This window comes from Mucilaginibacter boryungensis (assembly GCF_015221995.1).
Taxonomy (GTDB): Bacteria; Bacteroidota; Bacteroidia; order Sphingobacteriales; family Sphingobacteriaceae; genus Mucilaginibacter; species Mucilaginibacter boryungensis.
On record NZ_JADFFM010000002.1, the window covers coordinates 1,008,250 to 1,027,896 of the forward strand.

Below are 19,647 nucleotides of genomic sequence, written 5' to 3' on the forward strand. Positions count from 1 at the left end.
AGCTACATCATTCAAAATAATCCGGACCTGCTGCTACGGCTGCAGGAACAATTTGGAATGACTAAATACATAGAAGATAACCTCGCGGGCATATCGGGTCAGTTGCAGGACTGGGTATCGGGCGGAAAGCCGCAATACATCATTGAAGAGCTTAGCCTGGAGCTGTTAACCGCTGATCTGCGTCCCTCCCGCTTCAACTATTTGAAGACACTGCTGGAAGAAGGATTTACGGCAAGCTTCAGCCGGTTCGCAGAGATGGGTGTGCTGACCTATGAGCTTACGAACCTGGTAGCACATTGCCAGCCCATTTTTGAGCAGTACAACTTCTCGGAAAGTAACGAGGAGGACAGGCAAATGTACTACGCTATTACGGCAGCAGTTGATGAATACCTAAGAAGTGCATAATTAAAAATATTACTGAGCAGGGTGGAAATGGTGTGGTATGGCGTACAATCAGTATCATAAATTAACGGCGAATATCGCTGCGGTCAGGGCCGCTCTTCGTTGGGAGGCCGGCGAAAAACTTTCTGTTGAAGGCATTGAACAACTGCATCAATATTCCGGCTTCGGGGGCATTAAAGCAATTCTCTTCAACGGGAGCGATAGGGACTCCTGGCTTGCATCCGGTGCCACTGAAGCTGACTTACGACTGCTTCCTAAAATGGAAGAGTTCCACAATTTATTAAAAGACCATTTCGCGGCTACGGATTATGAAACGATCATCAGATCACTGAAGAACAGTGTGCTGACCGCGTTCTATACCCCGGCATTCCTTCCCGCCATCCTTTTTGAATCCCTGAAAGAACAAGGGATAACACCACAGGCCTTATATGAACCAAGCGCCGGGGCCGGTGTATTTATCCGCGCCGCAATTGAATTCTTCCCATCACTGAAACAAATACAAGCAGTAGAAAAAGACACGCTTACAGGCAAGGTGCTATCGGCAATTGCCGCACATATCCCTGTTAAAACAACCGTAGCAATAAAAGGCTTTGAGGAGACTGGCAGAGAAGGGAAAGGGCAATATGACCTGGTGGTCAGCAATATCCCGTTTGGCAATTTCCAGGTCTATGATCCCGACTTTCCGACACGCCAGCTATCAGGCAAAATACATAACTATTTTTTCGCAAAGGGCCTCGACAAGCTTGCAGACAAAGGCTTATTGGCCTATATCACCACCGATGCCTTCCTGAACAATCCTTCCAATATGGAAGCCAGGAATTACCTCTTCGCCCAGGCAAATTTTGTCAGCCTGCTGGCCCTACCTGATAACCTCATGAAGGACACGGGCAATACCGAAGCGCCTAGTCATTTACTCATCGTACAGAAGGATGCTCAAAAAAACGGCCTGAGCGATGATGAACAGAAACTAATTGGGACTTTAACACTTTCAGGGCCTTTTGGCAGCTATAACTACAATAGCTACCTGGCAGAACATCCCGAACTGTTGCTAGGCAATGATATCAAGGACGGTAAAAACCAATATGGCATTGCCAGTAAAACGGTGTGGCAGCAGGGCAATTTGTCTGAAATCTCCGGGCAATTATCAGATAAGCTCCGGGCAGATTTCGGGGCAAGGATTAACAGTGATGGCTTTCACACAATAAGCCTTAACAGCAGCGGCAAATTGCCCGGCAAACAAATGAGCTTGTTGCCGATGCCGGAAATGCCACAGGTAAATACACAGACGCAGTTAGGCCTGTTTGATATGGGGAGTGGCAAAGCGGGTAACAAAGCGTATGCCTATTTGACGGACCAGGATAGATCGATAATTGCAAAAGACTCTGCTAAAGTGCTGAGCACAATAACTGCGCAGCAACATCCGGGTCACGACCTCATCGTGCTGGTTGCGGCAAAAGCAATACAACAAAACCGTTACCTGTACCGGCTATATTCAAATGTTGCTGAGATCAAACCAACCAGTAACTGGTTGAACGGTAGCCAGCTTTCCCCTTACCTGGACGATATTAGCAATACCCTGAAAGGATACGCGTATAATTATCGCTATGAAGGAGACAGCACACTTCAGACAGCTTTCAACCTCATACCGGAGGACCCGGCAATTTTTACTGAGCTCGACCGCTTCACCCGTAATGGTATGCTCGTTGAGTGGAAGGATAAGATCGGTAAGATAAGTAACCTAAACACAGATGCAGGCCAGGCACAATTTCAGCCAATGGCCGTAAGCCCGAGCCGTGCCGATTTCTACCGGCAGTACATTTCCCTGCGTGATGCCTACCTTTCATTCGATCAAAATAGCGGCAGCAGCGCCGAATTGGAGCAGCAGCGGATTTTCCTGGCGGAACGCTATGATCGTTTTACAGATCAGTTTGGCCTCCTGAACTTGGCGGCCAATAAAAGGCTGATTGAAGAAGATACGGCCTATGGCTTACTGATCCTGGCATCCCTGGAGCGACGCAACGAAGAACGGTTCAGCAAAGCAGATATCCTGCAGGCAGCATTGGATAATCAGTCTGACCATTTCAGCACTGATGATCCTGTTGAGGCCTTAGCGAGGTGTCTGAATGACAAAGGCTGTGTCGCAATTAGTTTTATTGAAGCCGCCACCGGCCTGTCGGAAGCCGAAGTGATAAAAGTTTTATCGCAGCACATCCTGATCAACCCGGTGTCAGATAACTGGGAGACATGCGACCAATATCTTTCCGGTAATGTGGTGTATAAGCTGGAGCAGGCCCAAAGACGAGTAAGTGATGACCCTGCAAACCCGCATTACCGCAACAGTCTCGAAGCCATACAAAAAGTACAGCCGGAGACTGTCCCTTTTGAGTTGCTGGATTTCAACCTGGGTGAACGCTGGATACCGCTGGAATACTATAATCGGTTTGCCACTGACCTGTTTGAGATTAAAACGAATGTCAGCTACCTGGGCAGCCTGGACACATTCAAAGTGGCTTGTGAAGGTGCAAACCCTAAAGTTTTACAGGAATATGCAGTAACACCTAAAAACGGTCGGACGAGTTATGGCTACACCCTGCTGGAACATGCCCTGGAAAATACGACCCCTTTTTTCACCTACGAAGTGCAGGTCGGGGAACGCAGTGTCCGCATACCTGACAATGACGCCATACAGCTTGCCCATGAAAAAATTGAAAGCATACGTTCACGCTTCATGGATTGGCTGCAGGAGCTGCCGGCAGAAGAAAAGCAGCGGATCGAAAAGCTGTATAATGACACCTTTAATTGCTATGTGCTGCGGGATTACGATGGCGGCCATTTGCATTTCCCGGGTCTGGACAAGGCAGCACTGAAGATCGAGGACCTGTACAGTTCTCAGAAAAATGCGGCTTGGCGCATAATGCAGAATCGTGGTGGCTTGATTGACCACGAGGTTGGACTTGGAAAGACACTGACCATGATCGTTGCTTCAAATGAAATGCGGCGATTGGGGATCGTGCATAAGCCGATGATCCTGGCATTAAAGGCGAACGTTGACCAGATACGAAACACCTACCGACTTGCCTATCCGAAAGCCCGTATCCTCGCTCCCGGCGAAAATGATTTTACACCGGAGAAAAGGCGGCGCATGTTCCATGAGATCAAGAACAATAATTGGGACTGCATCATCCTGACCCATGATCAGTTTGGAAAAATACCCCAGTCGCCGGAGATACAAAAAGCAATATTTGAAGCAGAGCTGGATAATATTGAAAGAGACCTGGATACCTTGCAGCAGAGTGGTGCTGAAATATCTAAAAGTGTATTAAAGGGGCTGGAGATCAGGAAGACAAACCTTGCGGGCAAACTCAAAGAGGTGGCAGCGCAGATCGAAAGCAAGAAAGACACTGATATCGATTTCCAGGCCCTGGGTATCGACCACTTATTCATTGATGAGTCCCATAAATTTAAGAACCTTACGTTTACCACCCGTCATAACCGCGTAGCAGGGCTGGGCAATGTGGAGGGCAGCCAGAAAGCGCTCAACATGCTTTTCGCAGTAAGAACACTACAACAAAAGTTTGACAGTGATCTGTGCGTTACCTTTCTTTCGGGCACGCCTATTTCCAATTCCCTCACCGAGATGTACCTTATTTTCAAATACCTCCGGCCTAAAGAAATGGAGCGGCAGTGTATTCAGAATTTCGACGGCTGGGCAGCGGTATTTGCCAAGAAGACCACCGATTTTGAATTCTCCGTCACCAACGAGATCATCGCTAAGGAACGCTTCCGGCACTTTATTAAAGTCCCCGAACTCGCTTTGTTTTATAATGAGATTACCGATTATAAAACGGCGCAACATATCCATCTGGATAAGCCTGTTCTCAAAGAAGAGCTGGTCAATATTAAACCATCGACAGAGCAGCAGGAGTTCATCAAAAAACTGATGGAGTTTGCGCGGACCGGAGACGGTACCCTTATAGGCAGGGGCCGCCTGACACCTGAAGAGGACAAGGGAAGGATGCTCATCGCCACGAACTATGCCAAGAAGATGGCCACAGATATGCGGCTGATATCGGGGTATTACAGTGATCACCCGGAAAATAAAATAAATACCTGCGCCCGCAAGGTCGCGGCCATCTATAGGGAGAGCGATCAGCATAAAGGTACCCAGATCGTCTTTTGTGACATTGGCACGCCGAAGACAGGCGAGTTCAACATGTACGATGCGCTTAAAGACAAGCTGGTATCAGATTTTGGACTTCCCGCCCATGAGATCACCTTCATCCATGACTGGAGTGATAAAAAGCGTCCTGAGCTGTTCCGTAAAATGAACAAAGGACAGATCAGGATATTGATCGGCAGTACGGAGAAAGCCGGTACAGGGCTCAATGTACAGGAGCGGGTAATAGCAACGCACCACCTCGATATACCCTGGAAGCCATCTGAACTGGAACAACGAAACGGGCGTGGTGCCCGGCAGGGCAACTGGCTGGCAAAGGCCCATTACAATAACCAGGTCCTCAACTTCATCTATGCTACGGAACAATCCCTGGATAATTACAAATTTAACCTGCTGAAAAACAAGCAGACCTTCATCAGCCAGATGAAGAACTGTGAGCTAAACATCCGGTCAATTGATGAAGGGGCAATAGATGAGAAGAGCGGCATGAACTTTTCCGAGTACATCGCTATACTGTCCGGGGATACCAGCCTGCTGGAAAAATCAAGGATAGAGAAAAAGATCGCAGTCGTTGAAAGCCTGAAAAAAGCTCATTTCAAAGAGCAGTCGAGGACACGGCAACACCTGGACGCTGTAATCGCGGAGCGACTTACCACCAATGATCTGTTAGAGCGATTAAAAACTGACCAGCAATTTTATAAAGACCAGCTTGGCTATGCTGCAGATGGCTCGAAGTTAAATCCGATCAGGCTGAAGGGATATGAAGGCGCAGATGCAGAGGTTATCGGTAAGCAAATAATAACATTGTATCACAAGTGGCAACCGGGGACGGAGAGCCAGATTGGTTCGCTCTATGGCTTTGCATTGCATATCCGTCAACATACCGAAATGATCGAATCCGATGGCAGGCTGGTTGCCCGCAATTACAACACCTTTTATGCCGAGAAACCTGAGACCGGAATAAAATACACTTACAATCAGGGACACCCTAACCTGGACAACCCGAAACTGGCCGCAAGGCATTTTCTGAATGCAATCGACAGGGTAGACAACCTGGTAGAAAAATATGAGCAAAAGCTGCAGGAACTGGAGCGCGAGATCCCGCTACTGGAGCAGATTGCGAAAAAGCCATTTGAAAGAGAAAAAGAGCTGGCAGATATGAAGTTGCAGTTGGCAAAACTGGAACGGGAAATTGCAATCAATATCCAGTCACGGCAGATGAAAGAAAACGGCCTGTTCAGCAGTGAGTCCTTGCAACAGGATGCCCCGGGCAAGCCCGACGGATGTGTCATCAGGATGACACCGCCAGACGAACAGCAGCTAAAAGGGAAATTATCAGTTGCATTAATTCCGCAGAGAACGAAGAGAAGATCGATGGGCCTATAATGAATTATCATGGCAAACAGTGTATATCAAATCAACAGGGGAATCAATAAAAGCATTGAGTTCAGAGGGCTTAAAGCGCAATACATCTGGTACCTGGGTGGCGGCCTGGTCGCATTGGTCATCGTTTTTGCGATCTGCTATATCATTGGAATTTATCCGCTGATCTGCGTCGCCATTGTAATGGGGGCCGGTACCTTATTGTTTGTCAAGGTTTATGCGATGAGCCGTAAATATGGGCAGTATGGAATGATGAAGGCCGCTGCCCGTCGGCAGGTCCCCCGGTTTATCAAAGTGCGCAGCAGGAAAGTATTCTTATTAAACTCGGAAGGCAATGGAACAGGAAATAGGTAAAATGAATCCAAATATATTGATCGGTAACACGCCATTTGTCTTAGACCGATACGAAAGGACATTGCGGAAGTATGGCAGCGGGGACGCGAACATCTCATTTAATGATTTGAAAATTGAGAACGGCTTTTATAGTTGTCCGTTCAACGAAGCGCAAAATGCTAATGGTATCACGCATGTTACTGACGACCAAGTCCAGCACGAAACATTTCAGTTGACGATTCCGCAGGCTATCCTGGAGCATAAAGAGATCAGCCCACAGGAACTATTGAATTATAATACAGCCTCCCTGGAGCATAATTGGGGTTACTACCTGGCCGATGAGTTTCTGGGGCGGAGGCTTGCAGGCGAACTCCCCCATATCAACATCGAAGGCAGCGATTTTACCATCGACTGGCGACTCAAAGAATTGCGTGAGACGGAAGCGCCGTTCAATTGCCTGCGCTTTAATAACATGGAACTCTCTGAAAATGGTGAACGGTATTTATTCTTTTATCACCGGCAGGCCCATTGTTTATTCAGACCGGGTACTGATAGCGACAGGCTGCCCGATCACGTCATCCTGATTGCTATCCCCAATGAGCTGAAGCTAGACCCGGTCGGGGTGGCCAGGCAATACGGCTTGAAAGACTTCGAACTGCTGCGCGAGTTTCCAATACAAAAAGAGCTCAGATCAGAAAGCATTCCTCTCGCCGGCCCCGGGAAATTAAAGAAGCAGTTGAGTGAAAAGAATGAGGACCGGAAGCAGCAAAAAAAGAAGAGAAACGGCAGGCATTTATAAGAACAGGCAGATCAATAAATGATTATGGAAAAGCGGATGGAGGATTTATTGCCATTGTTGGCTGTTGAACACAATTGTATCGTTTCCCGGCAGGGAGATATCACCGTTGCGTTTAAGGTTCAATTGCCTGAACTGTTTTCGCTTAGCAGCGAAGAGTATGAAACACTGCACCAGGCCTGGGTAAAAGCAATCCGGATATTGCCAAAGTTTACGGTTTTTCACAAGCAGGATTGGTTTCTGCAGTCCCGCTACCAGCCAGCGGCTATGGAGCACCGCGATTTTCTTCATAAGGCTGCTGATCAATACTTCTCGGGCCGCAACTATCTTAATCATAGCTGTTACGTGTACCTGACCAAGAAGCCGGATGGACGCAGGGTCAGCAGCTCATTATTCAGCAACCTGACTCGTCGCAACCTGGTGCCGGAGCAGACGATTAATCCTGCAATGCTACAGCAGTTCCTGAGTGCCTGTAGTCAATTCAGGCATCTGTTAGCCGATTCAGGTTATATGAAGCTGGAACAATTAAGTAATCGAGCATTATCCAGCGACAAAGGAACAAAAGGTATTGTCGAACGATATTGCCAACTGTCCGAAAATCCTGATCAACCTATGATCAGCGATATCAAATTTGAACCGGAAATAGCGGTTGGAAATAAAAAGTGTCAACTATATACGCTCAGTGATGCAGATGACTTGCCTGCCTTATGCGGAAGCAGGATTAGTTATGAGAAATACAGTACCGATAAAACGAAGTTCAGCATTGGGTTTGCCAGCGCATTGGGACAACTGCTGCCCTGCGACCACCTGTACAATCAATACATTTTCATCGATGATGCACAGCAAACAATTAAACGGCTCGAACAAAAAAAGCTTCGGCTACAGTCCCTTGCGGCCTACAGCCGTGAAAATGCATTGTCGCGGGACGCGGTAAATGATTTTCTTAACGAGGCTATATCTGCACAGCGCTTACCGGTTAAAGCCCATTTCAATGTGTTGGCCTGGACAGAAGACAAAGAGCAAATTAAAGAAATAAGAAACCAGGTAGGAACGGCCTTCGCGCAGATGGATGCTATCGCTAAGGAAGAGACCGTTGGTGCTCCCCAGATATTTTGGGCGGGTATTCCCGGCAATAGTGCTGACTTCCCGATGAACGATTGCTTCGATACATTCCTTGAGCAAGCCACCTGCTTTATCGCGTCGGAAGGCTGTCCCGCATCGGCGTCGCCGGCAGAAGGTATCCGTTTTTGTGACCGCCTCTCATCGCGCCCCCTGTACATAGATCTTTATGACGGGCCCCGGAAAGCAGGCATTACCAGTAACATGGGTACCCTTGTTTGCGGTACATCGGGCGGCGGCAAGAGTATGACCGTTAACCACATACTGCATAGCCTGTACACCCAGGGCGCACATTGTGTTACCGTAGACATAGGTGGCAGTTACCTGGGGCTCTGCGAATCACTGGGCGGATATTATTTCAGCTATTCGGAGGAAAGCCCGATAAAATTCAACCCTTTCTATTTAGCAGATGGAACCCTGCTTGATACCGAAAAGACAGAAAGTCTTAAATCATTATTGGTTGCCTTATGGAAACAGGAACATGATAGTTTTAACCGCAGTGAATATGTAGCGCTATCAAATGCCTTGTCCGGCTATTACAAACACCTCAATGACAATGCGGCCATATTTCCCTGTTTCAACAGTTTTTATGAATACCTGGAGACCGACTATGTTGAAGTGCTTAAAGGACATAAAGTAAAGGACAGGGATTTTGATGTAGATAATTTTCTTTACGTGTTGCGGCCATTTTATAAGGGCGGCGAGTTTGACTACCTGCTGAACGCGACGGAAAACCTCGACCTTTTACATCAGCCCTTCATTGTAATTGAACTCGACAATATTAAAGACCATCCCATACTGTTCCCGGTGGTAACGCTGGTGATCATGGAGCTGTTTATTTCCAAAATGCGGAAATTGAAAGGCGTCCGCAAGGTACTCACAATAGATGAGGCATGGAAGGCAATAGCAAAGTCTGGCATGGCTGAGTTTTTAAAATATGCTTTTAAGACCATCCGCAAGTTCAACGGTATACCTATCGTGATCACACAGGAACTTGATGACCTGGTTAGTTCTCCCATCATTAAAGATGCCATTATAAATAATGCCGACATCAAGATACTGATGGACATGCGCAAGTTCATCAACAAGTTTGATAAGCTGCAGGACACCCTCGGTATGTCCGAAAAGGGAAAGACCATCCTTCTGTCTGTAAATAAAGACGAGCGCGAGATCTATATCGATATAGGCGGGCAGTTGCAGGCAGTTTACCGGAATGAGTTGTGCCCGGAAGAGTACTATGCATTTACCACCGAAGGAAAGGAACGGGTTAAGGTATTGGAATACGCACAAAAGTATGGCGGTATGGAAGCGGGGATTACCCAATTGATCAAAGACTTACAAACAAACAAATAAGGAGGGGAAGATGAAGTGGAAAAAGATAAGCATGCTGACTGCGATTTTGGTGATTAGTTGCTCCATGCAACTTAGCGCACAGATACCTATTGTAGGGCTGATCACAAGTGCGGTAAAAAAAGTGATCGTAGCCATAGATCTCAAAGTGCAGCAAATGCAAAACAAGACCATCGCCTTGCAGAATGCGGAAAAAGAGCTTGAGAACAAGATGGCCCTGGGCAACCTGAATGATATTTCTGGCTGGCTGGACAAGGAGAAAAAGCTGTATGCGGACTACTACCGGGAACTGCATCAAGTGAAGTCTGTGATATCAACCTATGAGCTGGTGAAGGCAGTGGTTAAACAGCAGGAACAATTAGTCAATGAATATCACCAGGCCTTTGGCCTATTTCAGCGGGACCAGAATTTTTCGACAGACGATCTCAACAACATGCGCGGGGTCTACCGCGGCATCCTGGATGCAAGTGTACAGAACCTGAACGAAGTGCTGCTTGCTATAACGAACCTGTCAACGAGTATGAACGATGGGGAGCGCCTGGCACTGATACACAAGGCGGCAACCGGTTTGCAACATAACCTGGACGACCTGCGGCAATACAACTCAGGCAACATACAGCTCAGCCTGCGACGTGCAGAAGACCAGCAAAGCAGAGCAGCTATTAAAAAATTATATGGCCTTTAAGCATTTTGTATATGAGAAAGTACTTAAGCATCTTTTTAGTATTAGTGTCGGCCTGGGCCCACGGACAAGGTATCAGCAGTTTTTTCAGCCAACAATCGACGAAGAAAAAAGATATGGCTTTGCAGATCGCATTGATGGAAACTTACCTGTCCGGTCTGAAGCATGGTTACATGCAAACACAAGATGGCCTGGCAAACATCCATGACCTGAAAAGCGGCAGCTTCAGTTTGAATAATAATTATTTCCTTTCCTTGTCGCAAGTGAGCCCGGCAGTACGACAAAACCCTAAAGTAGCGGAGATACAATCCCTGGCAGCTGAGATAAAATCGAATTTCCGCCGGTTCATACAATGGCAGCACGGGCAGGACCTGGTGACTGCCGGAGATATTAGCTACCTGCAAAAAGTAGCAGATCATTTAATAGCTGAATGCGATAAAGAACTCGTCATGCTCACTGATGTGATCAGCCCGGGCAAACTTCAGTTAGCTGATGTGGATAGGATCAAAGAAATCAACCGAATTGATGCAGATATGAAGGACAAGTATGCGTTCTGCCTGACATTCATAGACAGGACCCGCAATGTCACCCTAAGAAGGCAGGCGGAAGCAAGGCAACAAAAAATACTCAAACGATTATATAATCTTCAATAAAATGAAAAAGATATTTCTGACAGTAATAATCTCGATGGCCGGGGTGCTGGTTGCGCCCCAGCTAAAAGCGCAATCAATTGCTGACTTGATCGAGGAGCTCAGCCTGGACTATCAGAAGCTGGCTGGTATGAAAAGCATATTAAAGCAAATGGAGCAGGGCTACCAGATAGTAAGCACCGGTTACAGCAATGTGAAAGGCATTGCGCAGGGCAACTTCAATGTGCACCAGGTCTTTTTGGACGGCTTAATGTCCGTAAGCCCCACAGTGCGAAAGTACCCGAGGATAAAGGATATTATCAATGATCAGGCAGCATTGGTCAGCGCTTATCGATCTTCTTATCATGTTTTTAAAGCAGACAAAAACTTCAGCCCCCGGGAGCTGGGTTATATCAGTGACGTCTATAATAACCTGGTCAGCAACAGCCTTCAGAACCTGGACGAGCTGACGATGATCATTACCGACGATAAACTCCGAATGAACGATGCAGAGCGACTTACCGCAATTGACCGGCTATACGCGAGCGGGCATGAGGAGCTCAGCTTTATGCAACATTTCAACAGCAATACCGCCGACGTCGCCATCCGGCGGGCCGCAGCGGCAAATGACCGGCAAACGCTTCAAAAGCTCTATGGAATAAAATAAGACATAACATATGAAAAGTATTCAGATTAAGGCTGTTCTGATAGCAGTCTCAGCCACGCTTTTGCCCGCGTTTTCCTTCGCACAGGGAGTAGGTTCTGATATCCACAGCCTGCAGGGCGTCCTCGATAATTTGTATAACCAGATGATACCCCTCTGTAGCCGTATGATCGATGTGGGCAGGGGTATTGCAGGCTTTGCTGCACTCTGGTTCATCGCAGCGAGGGTATGGCGACATATTGCTGCTGCCGAGGCCATCGATTTTTATCCCTTACTGCGGCCATTTGCGATAGGCATATGTATCCTGTTATTTCCCGCAGTGCTTCAACTTTTGAATGGCGTACTGCAACCGACCGTTACTGCTACACAAGCTATGGTCGGAGATGCAAACAAGGCCATTTATAATATGCTGGACGCCGATATGCAAAAGAAGGCGGAACAGGCTGAACAGCCCGTAGACATGAACTCCGACCCGGCCAAATGGTACCAGTATACACACCCGGACAATCCAGCAGGTCCCGCTGCCTATACACCGAACCCTGTCGCTGAATCTTCCGGCTGGGGCTTTAAGGATATGGTCAAAAAATGGATGGCGGAGTTCCTTAATGTCTGCTTTGAAGCGGCAGCGCTGTGCATAGATACGATCCGGACATTCAAATTGATAGTGCTGGCTATCCTCGGCCCACTCTGTTTTGGGTTAAGTGTCTTTGACGGATTCCAGCATACATTGAAGCAATGGCTAGCTCGCTATGTCAATGTATTCATGTGGCTGCCCGTGGCCAATATTTTCGGGGCCATCATCAGCAAAATACAGGAGAATATGATCCAACTGGAACTGTCGGGTGGAGCCGCTGATCCCTTTTTCAAAAGTACCAATACCGCCTACCTGATCTTCATGCTGATCGGCATCGTGGGATACTTCACTGTCCCATCCATCGCCAATTATATTATCAATGTAGGAGGCCATGCATTGCTGAATAAAACCAGTACCCTGGCATCAAGTGCTATCGCATTCAGTACGGGCAGAGTTACCCAGGGGCTTTCCGATCTCCAGAGAATAGTTTCCAATAATAATGGTCAGAGCAATATCGGTGCTGCAAATAACACGGCGGGTTCAACTGCAGGTAACCAACATATGCAGGACAAGCTATCGGGGAAAAGCTGAGCTCACCAATGAATTAAAATCAATTAGAAATGTTCAAAAAACTAAATAACATCGACACTGCATTCCGGCAAATAAGGACCTTCTGTATCCTGTACACTATTGCGCTGACATTAATATGCTCATTCATTACCTATAAGTGTTTCCGCGAGCTGGAGCAACATGAACAACGCCTGTACATACTGGCAAACGGTAAAGCCATCGAAGCTTTCGCTTCAGGACGGAAGGACAATATCGCCGTTGAGGCAAGGGATCATATTGCGACCTTTCATAGGCTGTTTTTCAGCCTTGACCCTGATGAGAAAACCATAAATGTCAACATTGGCAAAGCCCTCTACCTGGCTGATAACTCTGCCGAAAAAGTCTACGACAACTTAAAAGAGCAGGGTTACTATGCCAATATTATAGCGGGGAACATAAGCCAGGAAATCAGTATTGACAGTATCCATTTTGATCTCAGTCAGTACCCCTATCATTTTCGGTGCTATGCAAAAGAGAAGCTGATAAGGACTACTTCTATTGTGACCCGCAACCTGCTGACAGAAGGGTATATGCGCAATATTGAACGAAGCGATAACAATCCGCATGGCTTTCTGATCGAGCGTTGGGCTATTCTTGAAAACAATGATCTGAGCACTCAAAACCGTTCTTATGAAAGCAACTAAAGAAATCGACACGCGGCAGAATAGCGACAATGAGCTATCAAAGCTTCTCTGTGAAGGCGCACAAAAGTGTGCTGGCCACCTCAATAGATTTTTTGCTGATTGGAAAGCGGTGCGACTAAAAATCCTGCTGCTGAGTTTCTGCCTGTTTACAGGCGGCTATTGCCTGTTCCTGATCATCAATGGCCTGCTTCCTGCTAAAGGGCCACCTGGCCAACCAATCGTTCAGCACTTGAATGTGCCTGGTAAACAGTTTTCACATCCAAATAAAAAACAATAATCATGAAAGAAAAAACAATCGAACAAGCGCGAAGGCAAAGAAAATTTGCACTTGTATTGCCGCTATTAGTGGTGCCTTTTTGCAGCCTCTTTTTTTGGGCGCTCGGTGGCGGCGGCCAGGCACATGCGCAATCATCAACAACTCATGGAGGGCTCAACTTTCAGGTACCAAAGGCACAGTTTAAAAATGATAGTGCCGCCAATAAGTTAAGCTTTTATACTCAGGCGGAAAAAGACTCGCTGAAATTGAAGCAGGCCATCAGGGATGACCCCTACTATAAGGAAGCAGATGGAGCAACTGCCGCAGATACAGCGAATCATCTTAATGGAAGGATTTCCGGCGTAGGATTAAATATGCAGACCACTGCAGGAGGTGGGGCTAGGTCATTAGAGGCAAATGAAGCTGCAATCAATGAAAGGCTTTCAGCCATAAGACAGCAGATCAATACAACGCCGGTAATAAGTTCCGTCCAGAATGAAGGCAACTCCTCTTTTGGAGCGCAGCACAAACTGGATATGCTTCAATCCCAAATTAGCAGGCAATCCGAAGATGATCCTGAAATGAAACAGTTAAGCGGGATGCTCGACAAAGTACTTCAGTTGGAGCATCCGGAAATGGTAAAAGAGCAGATCAGGGAAAAGTCGGAAAAATCACGCGGTACCGTGTTCCCAGTAGGTACCACGGAAATAGCGTCAGATAAAAGCTACATGCCGGCCAGTTCTGATGTGCAATCTTACGTTCTTTCCGGAGCCCTGAGTAACAATGGTTTTTTTGAAGCATCCGACACGGCAATTACTGCGCAGCAGAACGGGATCGCCGCTATCGTCCAGGGTGAGCAAACACTTAGCTCGGGAGCAACAATTAAGCTTCGCTTGCTGCAGGACATTTTCATCAACGGCACGCTTATTCCGAAAAACACTTTTGTTTACGGCAATTGCTCGCTCGATGGCGATAGGCTCGATGTCGATATAAAAACGGTGAGACTGGGTAACTCTGTCTTCTCTGTTGCCCTCAAGGCATTTGATATGGACGGGCTTGCGGGACTGCATGTACCGGGTGCCATTACAAGAGATGCAGCAAAGGATGGAGCAGACCAGGCCATACAAAACATGGATTTCTATTCTATGTCCCCTTCAATAGGTGCACAGGCCGCCAGTGCCGGTATGCAGGCAGCCAAGGGATTGTTCAGCAAAAAAGTAAGACTGGTGAAGGTAACGATAAAATCAGGCTATCGAATCCTGTTGGCCAACGCAAATCAACTCAATCAATAACATTAAACAGCAAACAATGAAAAATCTATCAGCAGCAATCTTATTACTGCTTGCCGCTTGGGCAGGCGTAGCAAATGCACAGCAGGTTAAGAACCTCGATGAGAGTGCAATAATTATTCCGTATCGCGTAGAGATCAATAACCTGAAGACTACCGTCATACTTTTTCCTGCAACAATCAAAAGTGTCGACAGGGGGAGCCGGAACATTCTTGCGGAAAAAGTCGGTGACGCAGAAAATGCGCTTAAGATAAAAGCAGACCGGCTTGATCAGCCTGAAAGTAACCTGAGCGTCATTACCGCTGACGGGAAGCTTTACAGTTTTATCGTCGATTGTACGGAGCGGCCTGCCTACCAGGCGGTCGATCTTCGCAAACAACAAAACCACGAACAGTCGGAGATAAACTTTACAAACCGACAATTAAACCTTCCTTTAATAAAGGCCAAGTGTGACGAGGTCCTTTCGAGAAAACATTTCATGAATGAAAAGGTGCGTGCTCAAAAAATGGAATTGAAGATTGAAGGCATCTACCTTGACCAGGGGAACATGTATTTCGGCATGTCCGTCACTAATCATTCGCATATCGACTACCCGGTGGAATTCTGTAGTTTTTTTACCAGGGACCGGAAAAAGGTTAAACGGATGGCTTTGCAGGAGCAGGAAGAAAAACCATTGTACGCAAGCTGCGATTTCACGCGCATAATACCTGGCAAATCCACCCGTCATCTTGTTTTTGCATTCCCTCAGTTTACAATATCGGACAGTAAGCTGCTGGTCATCGACCTGTACGAAAAAAACGGCGACCGAAAGCTATCCCTGGCCATTGACGGAAAGCAGCTACTCAAGGCAAGGGCTCTTTAATACGATATCGATACTAAATATTTAATCATTTAAAAATAATTTGTTATGAATCAGGAAAATTTCAATTACTTGAAAGACCAGGTAAAGTACACAGGCTTCGGTGAGGGGCATGAAAATGAATTGAGGGACAAGATCCAAAGCGAGCAGCCAACATTTCAATTATTGCACGCCCATGATTTCGGCAAAGACAATGTCGAGGCAATTTTGAACTTCAGGAAGTCAAACACGGACGAAAAATACTTTTTCAATAGCTACGAGATAAAAGTAAAGCCTGACAAGGCTGAAGAATCAGCTACTCAAACTTTCTATATAGGCAAGGCTAATAATTATACGCTTAAGGAAGCATATAACCTGATGTGCGGCCGGGCAGTATATAAGGAATTGGAGAAATTGGACAAAGTGGGTGAAGGCGAGCATGTGCGCTATGTGCCCAGCGGCGAGAAGTATAACGCCTGGGTTCAACTTGATTTTAAGAATACGGATGAAAGCGGAAACTATAAGGTCAAGACCTTTCACGAAAATTATGGCTTCAACCTGCAGGAGGCATTAACAAAACTTCCTATCAAGGAACTCAATAACGAACAGGATAAACAGGAACTGATGCGCTCACTTGAAAAGGGCAACCGACAGTTTGTTACGTTCCTTCAGGACGGAAATGTTGAAAACCGTTATCTGCAGGCAAACCCGCAGTATAAAACAGTGATGGTTTTTGATGCCCAGCAAAAACGGCTTCGTATGGATCAAAAGGAATCCAACACGGATGATGGAAACAAAGTTTCTAATAAGAACGGCCAAAAGAGCCAGGCATCTGAAAAGGTTGACACTGAAAAAAAAAGTAAAAGAAGAAAACAAGGAATTTCTTAACCGCAATGAGGCAAGTAGGGCAACCTCCTTACCTCATTCTCAAAAGTAAAAAGACATGAAGCCATATTTTTTAATACTACCACTGTTCGCGTTCTTTTCTTATTCCTGTAAAAACGAAACTATGAGGCCGAACTCAATCAGTCTTAGCACAAAAAGCTTCTCTGAGATTTCTCTTTCCCCTGAGAACCCGGGCAACCCTTATGACACAATTGGTGAACGGCATAATTTGATCCTGGCAAAAGTCGTCCCCGAAATTTGTACATCTTGCAAACCGGATTTGGCAGCAACCGCTAAGGCGGTAACAGATGCAACGGCGCAGCTTCAGCTAAAGACGCCAGGCGATTCGTATTATGACACAGTTGCTGGTACAGTATCACTGAACACGGACCAACTGATCAGCCAGTTAGATTGCTCAATTCCCGCAAAAGAAAAGCTCACGGAATTGTTCTCGATCTTAAGAAATAGTGTAAAAAATAGCTACGGATATTCGGATTTGAAGGGGCAAATAATTCAATTGGAAAATTCGGTAAATACTAATGGAGGCTTAAATGAAAGTGACAGGGCTGTAGTTCTTTCAGCTTGTTCAGTTGCTCGGTTTTCATCGTTCTATTGGGGTTATTCCAATCCACCTGTTAAGTCCTATTCATTAAAAGGTATCACAAAGTGGATCGCGGCAGCAACAAGTGACATCGCCGGCGCCATAGTTTACCGGAGCGCGGCTTACGCTGCAGATTGTAGCTCCTATGCTTATTGGCTGATTGTTTACAGTATGCCGGGATAGATTTATGGAGGGCCTGAGCTTACTATCGATATTTCTAAATGCGGTTCAATCTGATCCAAGGATTGGGTTGAACCATATTGGGTTATTCACTGTGCTGTTAGAATATGGGTATGAGCAAAATAAATATGATCCTGTATTAATCAAAGCCCAGGAAGTGATGGTACGAGCTAAGATCAGTGTAGCCACGTATCATAGGTCGATTCATGATTTAGATGATTTTGGATATATAAAATATGTCCCATCATTTAATCACCGGAAAAAAAGTAGGGTCTATCTGACTCATAATTGAATGCAGCATTTTACAAATTGAATTAATTCGTGTGTTATGGGAGTTGAAGTAGTAACGAAAGAAGATTTGCAAATATTTAGAATGCAATTGTTGGATGACCTAAAGAGACTATTGACGGTTAGCCCACAGAAAAATGAACCACAGGAATGGTTAAAAAGCAGTGAGGCTAGAAAGATTTTAAAGGCGTCTCCTGGAACAATGCAAAATCTTCGGATAAGTGGCAAGTTAAATCCGGTTAAAATCAGTGGTTCCTGGAGATATAGTCTTGCTGAGATAAATGCATTGTTTAAAAGTGGGAAATAGTTGGTGAATGAATTTGAATGTGTTTGAAAAGCCTCTAAAAATATTGGTGAAAGATGAACGAGTAAACGTCTGGCACCTGGCAATGATGTTTGGGATTATGCAGCTTGCATCTAACGACGACCTCAACAGCCCCATTTACATCTCCAGAAGAAAGGTAATGGAGTACTCCCATATCAATAATTTTATGACCTATCACAAGTGCCTAAAAGAATTGCAGGTATTTGGGCATATTACTTATTTTCCGTCGTATCATCCCGGTATCAGAAGCAAAATTTATATAAAGAATATATAAACAAAGAACCAGGGCTTTCCCGGGTTCTTTGTTTTAGAAAAATTGAAAATCAAGAAAGCCTCTTCCTGAGCAACGCCATATCCTCGCTGACTTTTAAATCTATGATTTTTGCATAATGTTGGGTCTGAGTAAGCCTTTTGTGTCCTAACATGCTCGAAACGGTTTCAATAGGTACCCCGTTGCATAATGTCACAGTTGTTGCAAAGGTGTGTCTCGCGATGTGAAAAGTTAATTTCTTTTCAATGCCACAAACATCTGCAATCTCTTTCAGATATGCGTTCATTTTTTGATTTGTCAAAATTGGCAGTGCATAACCTTTTTGCATGCACCGGGGATGATCCTTATATTTTTCTATTATTTCCAAAGCTGGGGCAAGTAAAGGTATTCTCTGAGGTGTATCTGTCTTTTGTCTTTTCGTTATTATCCACTTTTGGCCATCAATCCCATTGCGTATTTGACCTTGTTTTAAATTACCTGTGTCGATATAAGCTAACCCCGTATAACAGGAAAAAATAAAAATATCTTTTACTAGATTCAAACGTTCAAAGGAAAATTTTTTATTTTGAATAATAGATAATTCAACTGCATCGAGTGGTATAATCTCGACTTCTTTTTGAGCGGTACTGAATTCGCTAAAAGGATCTTCCCTTAACCACTTTTTCTTCATGCACTCAAGTATAACAGTCTTTAAAGTGCTGACATATTTCATTGCAGAATTATGATTACAACATTTTATCGTTTTTAGCCAAAACGAAAAATCCTTTGCAAACTCATAATTTAAATCCTTAAGGTCTATATCTTCTTTGCCGTATTTCCAGTTAATAAATGCCTTCGTATGGTCGAAGGTTGTACGATAGCGCTTGAAAGTCCTAGGTTGATAATCCTTTCCAATTAATTCTTCAATGTTTTGGTTATGCTTTTTGAAAATACAAAGAAGCATTCTTCTTTCTTCGCCATTGCCTGTAAGGTATTTCTTTATTATCTCAGCCGTGATTTCTTTATCAGCTAGCATCAATTGGCTTTTGATGCTATAAACATTTAGTTTTAGATTATCTAGGTATGCACACAATTTTGCTACCTCCTCAGTTTTACCTTTAGGTCGTCCGGTTCTTTGATCCCATCTTGATAAGGTCCACATTCTCTTAGTAGAAATTTCTTTTGAAATTCCATCCACGGTGATGCGTAAATAAATGTAACGTTCATCACCTTTCTGATTTTTAGGCTGCTTCAAAAAAAAGAACAGGCCAAAGCTTTTTTCAATCATAACCAACTTTTTTAAATTGTTTTTTAAAGTTGGAAATGCAAAATGCTTCAAACAAGATGTAAGCCTCAATTACATGTTGATAATC

Annotated in this window: 17 protein-coding genes; 16 read left to right on the forward strand and 1 reads right to left on the reverse strand. The window is 45.3% G+C overall.

Annotation, left to right across the window (positions count from 1 at the left end; genetic code table 11):
- Positions 1-57 precede the first annotated feature (57 nt).
- The 16 genes from IRJ18_RS17375 (at position 58) to IRJ18_RS17450 (ending at position 18,006) form a co-directional block, all read left to right on the forward strand.
- Positions 58-405 (forward strand): DUF1896 family protein, encoded by a 348-nt coding sequence (locus IRJ18_RS17375; RefSeq protein ID WP_194107566.1) that lies wholly within the window; start codon positions 58-60, stop codon positions 403-405.
- A 37-nt stretch (positions 406-442) separates the two neighbouring features.
- Entirely contained in the window at positions 443-5,965 is a 5,523-nt protein-coding gene (locus tag IRJ18_RS17380) for a helicase-related protein (protein ID WP_194107567.1), read from the forward strand.
- A 9-nt stretch (positions 5,966-5,974) separates the two neighbouring features.
- The gene (locus IRJ18_RS17385) at positions 5,975-6,316 is read left to right on the forward strand and encodes a DUF4133 domain-containing protein (RefSeq protein ID WP_194107568.1); all 342 of its coding nucleotides are present in this window, start codon (positions 5,975-5,977) and stop codon (positions 6,314-6,316) included.
- Entirely contained in the window at positions 6,297-7,094 is a 798-nt protein-coding gene (locus IRJ18_RS17390; protein ID WP_194107569.1) for a hypothetical protein, read from the forward strand. The genes IRJ18_RS17385 and IRJ18_RS17390 overlap by 20 nt, the downstream gene beginning before the upstream one ends.
- Before the next feature lie 24 nt (positions 7,095-7,118).
- A complete protein-coding gene (locus tag IRJ18_RS17395) occupies positions 7,119-9,563 on the forward strand; it encodes a TraG family conjugative transposon ATPase (RefSeq protein WP_194107570.1) in 2,445 nt (814 codons plus the stop codon).
- 10 nt (positions 9,564-9,573) lie between these two features.
- Positions 9,574-10,245, forward strand: a complete 672-nt coding sequence (locus IRJ18_RS17400; RefSeq protein ID WP_194107571.1) for a conjugal transfer protein TraI — start codon at positions 9,574-9,576, stop codon at positions 10,243-10,245.
- Positions 10,246-10,256: 11 nt separating this feature from the next.
- Positions 10,257-10,895 (forward strand): hypothetical protein, encoded by a 639-nt coding sequence (locus IRJ18_RS17405; RefSeq protein ID WP_194107572.1) that lies wholly within the window; start codon positions 10,257-10,259, stop codon positions 10,893-10,895.
- Between the two features lies 1 nt (position 10,896).
- Entirely contained in the window at positions 10,897-11,538 is a 642-nt protein-coding gene (locus tag IRJ18_RS17410; RefSeq protein WP_194107573.1) for a TerB family tellurite resistance protein, read from the forward strand.
- 10 nt (positions 11,539-11,548) lie between these two features.
- Complete coding sequence (gene traJ / locus IRJ18_RS17415; protein ID WP_194107574.1) at positions 11,549-12,700, forward strand: conjugative transposon protein TraJ; 1,152 nt, start codon at positions 11,549-11,551, stop codon at positions 12,698-12,700.
- A 29-nt stretch (positions 12,701-12,729) separates the two neighbouring features.
- The gene (gene traK / locus IRJ18_RS17420) at positions 12,730-13,362 is read left to right on the forward strand and encodes a conjugative transposon protein TraK (protein WP_194107575.1); all 633 of its coding nucleotides are present in this window, start codon (positions 12,730-12,732) and stop codon (positions 13,360-13,362) included.
- Positions 13,349-13,639, forward strand: coding sequence for a hypothetical protein (locus IRJ18_RS17425; RefSeq protein WP_194107576.1), 291 nt, complete (start codon positions 13,349-13,351; stop codon positions 13,637-13,639). The genes traK and IRJ18_RS17425 overlap by 14 nt, the downstream gene beginning before the upstream one ends.
- A gap of 2 nt (positions 13,640-13,641) precedes the next feature.
- Entirely contained in the window at positions 13,642-14,910 is a 1,269-nt protein-coding gene (gene traM / locus IRJ18_RS17430) for a conjugative transposon protein TraM (RefSeq protein ID WP_194107577.1), read from the forward strand.
- Between the two features lie 16 nt (positions 14,911-14,926).
- The gene (traN, locus tag IRJ18_RS17435; protein WP_194107578.1) at positions 14,927-15,769 is read left to right on the forward strand and encodes a conjugative transposon protein TraN; all 843 of its coding nucleotides are present in this window, start codon (positions 14,927-14,929) and stop codon (positions 15,767-15,769) included.
- Between the two features lie 45 nt (positions 15,770-15,814).
- Positions 15,815-16,633: a hypothetical protein gene (locus IRJ18_RS17440; protein WP_194107579.1), complete on the forward strand. Its 819-nt coding sequence runs from the start codon at positions 15,815-15,817 to the stop codon at positions 16,631-16,633.
- A 55-nt stretch (positions 16,634-16,688) separates the two neighbouring features.
- Entirely contained in the window at positions 16,689-17,414 is a 726-nt protein-coding gene (locus IRJ18_RS17445; RefSeq protein ID WP_194107580.1) for a hypothetical protein, read from the forward strand.
- A gap of 325 nt (positions 17,415-17,739) precedes the next feature.
- On the forward strand, positions 17,740-18,006 hold the full coding sequence (locus IRJ18_RS17450; protein ID WP_194107581.1) for a helix-turn-helix domain-containing protein: 267 nt from the start codon (positions 17,740-17,742) through the stop codon (positions 18,004-18,006).
- A 341-nt stretch (positions 18,007-18,347) separates the two neighbouring features.
- On the opposite strand, the gene IRJ18_RS17455 is transcribed toward IRJ18_RS17450, so the two are convergent.
- Positions 18,348-19,613, reverse strand: coding sequence for a site-specific integrase (locus IRJ18_RS17455; protein WP_228072927.1), 1,266 nt, complete (start codon positions 19,611-19,613; stop codon positions 18,348-18,350).
- Between the last annotated feature and the right edge of the window lie 34 nt (positions 19,614-19,647).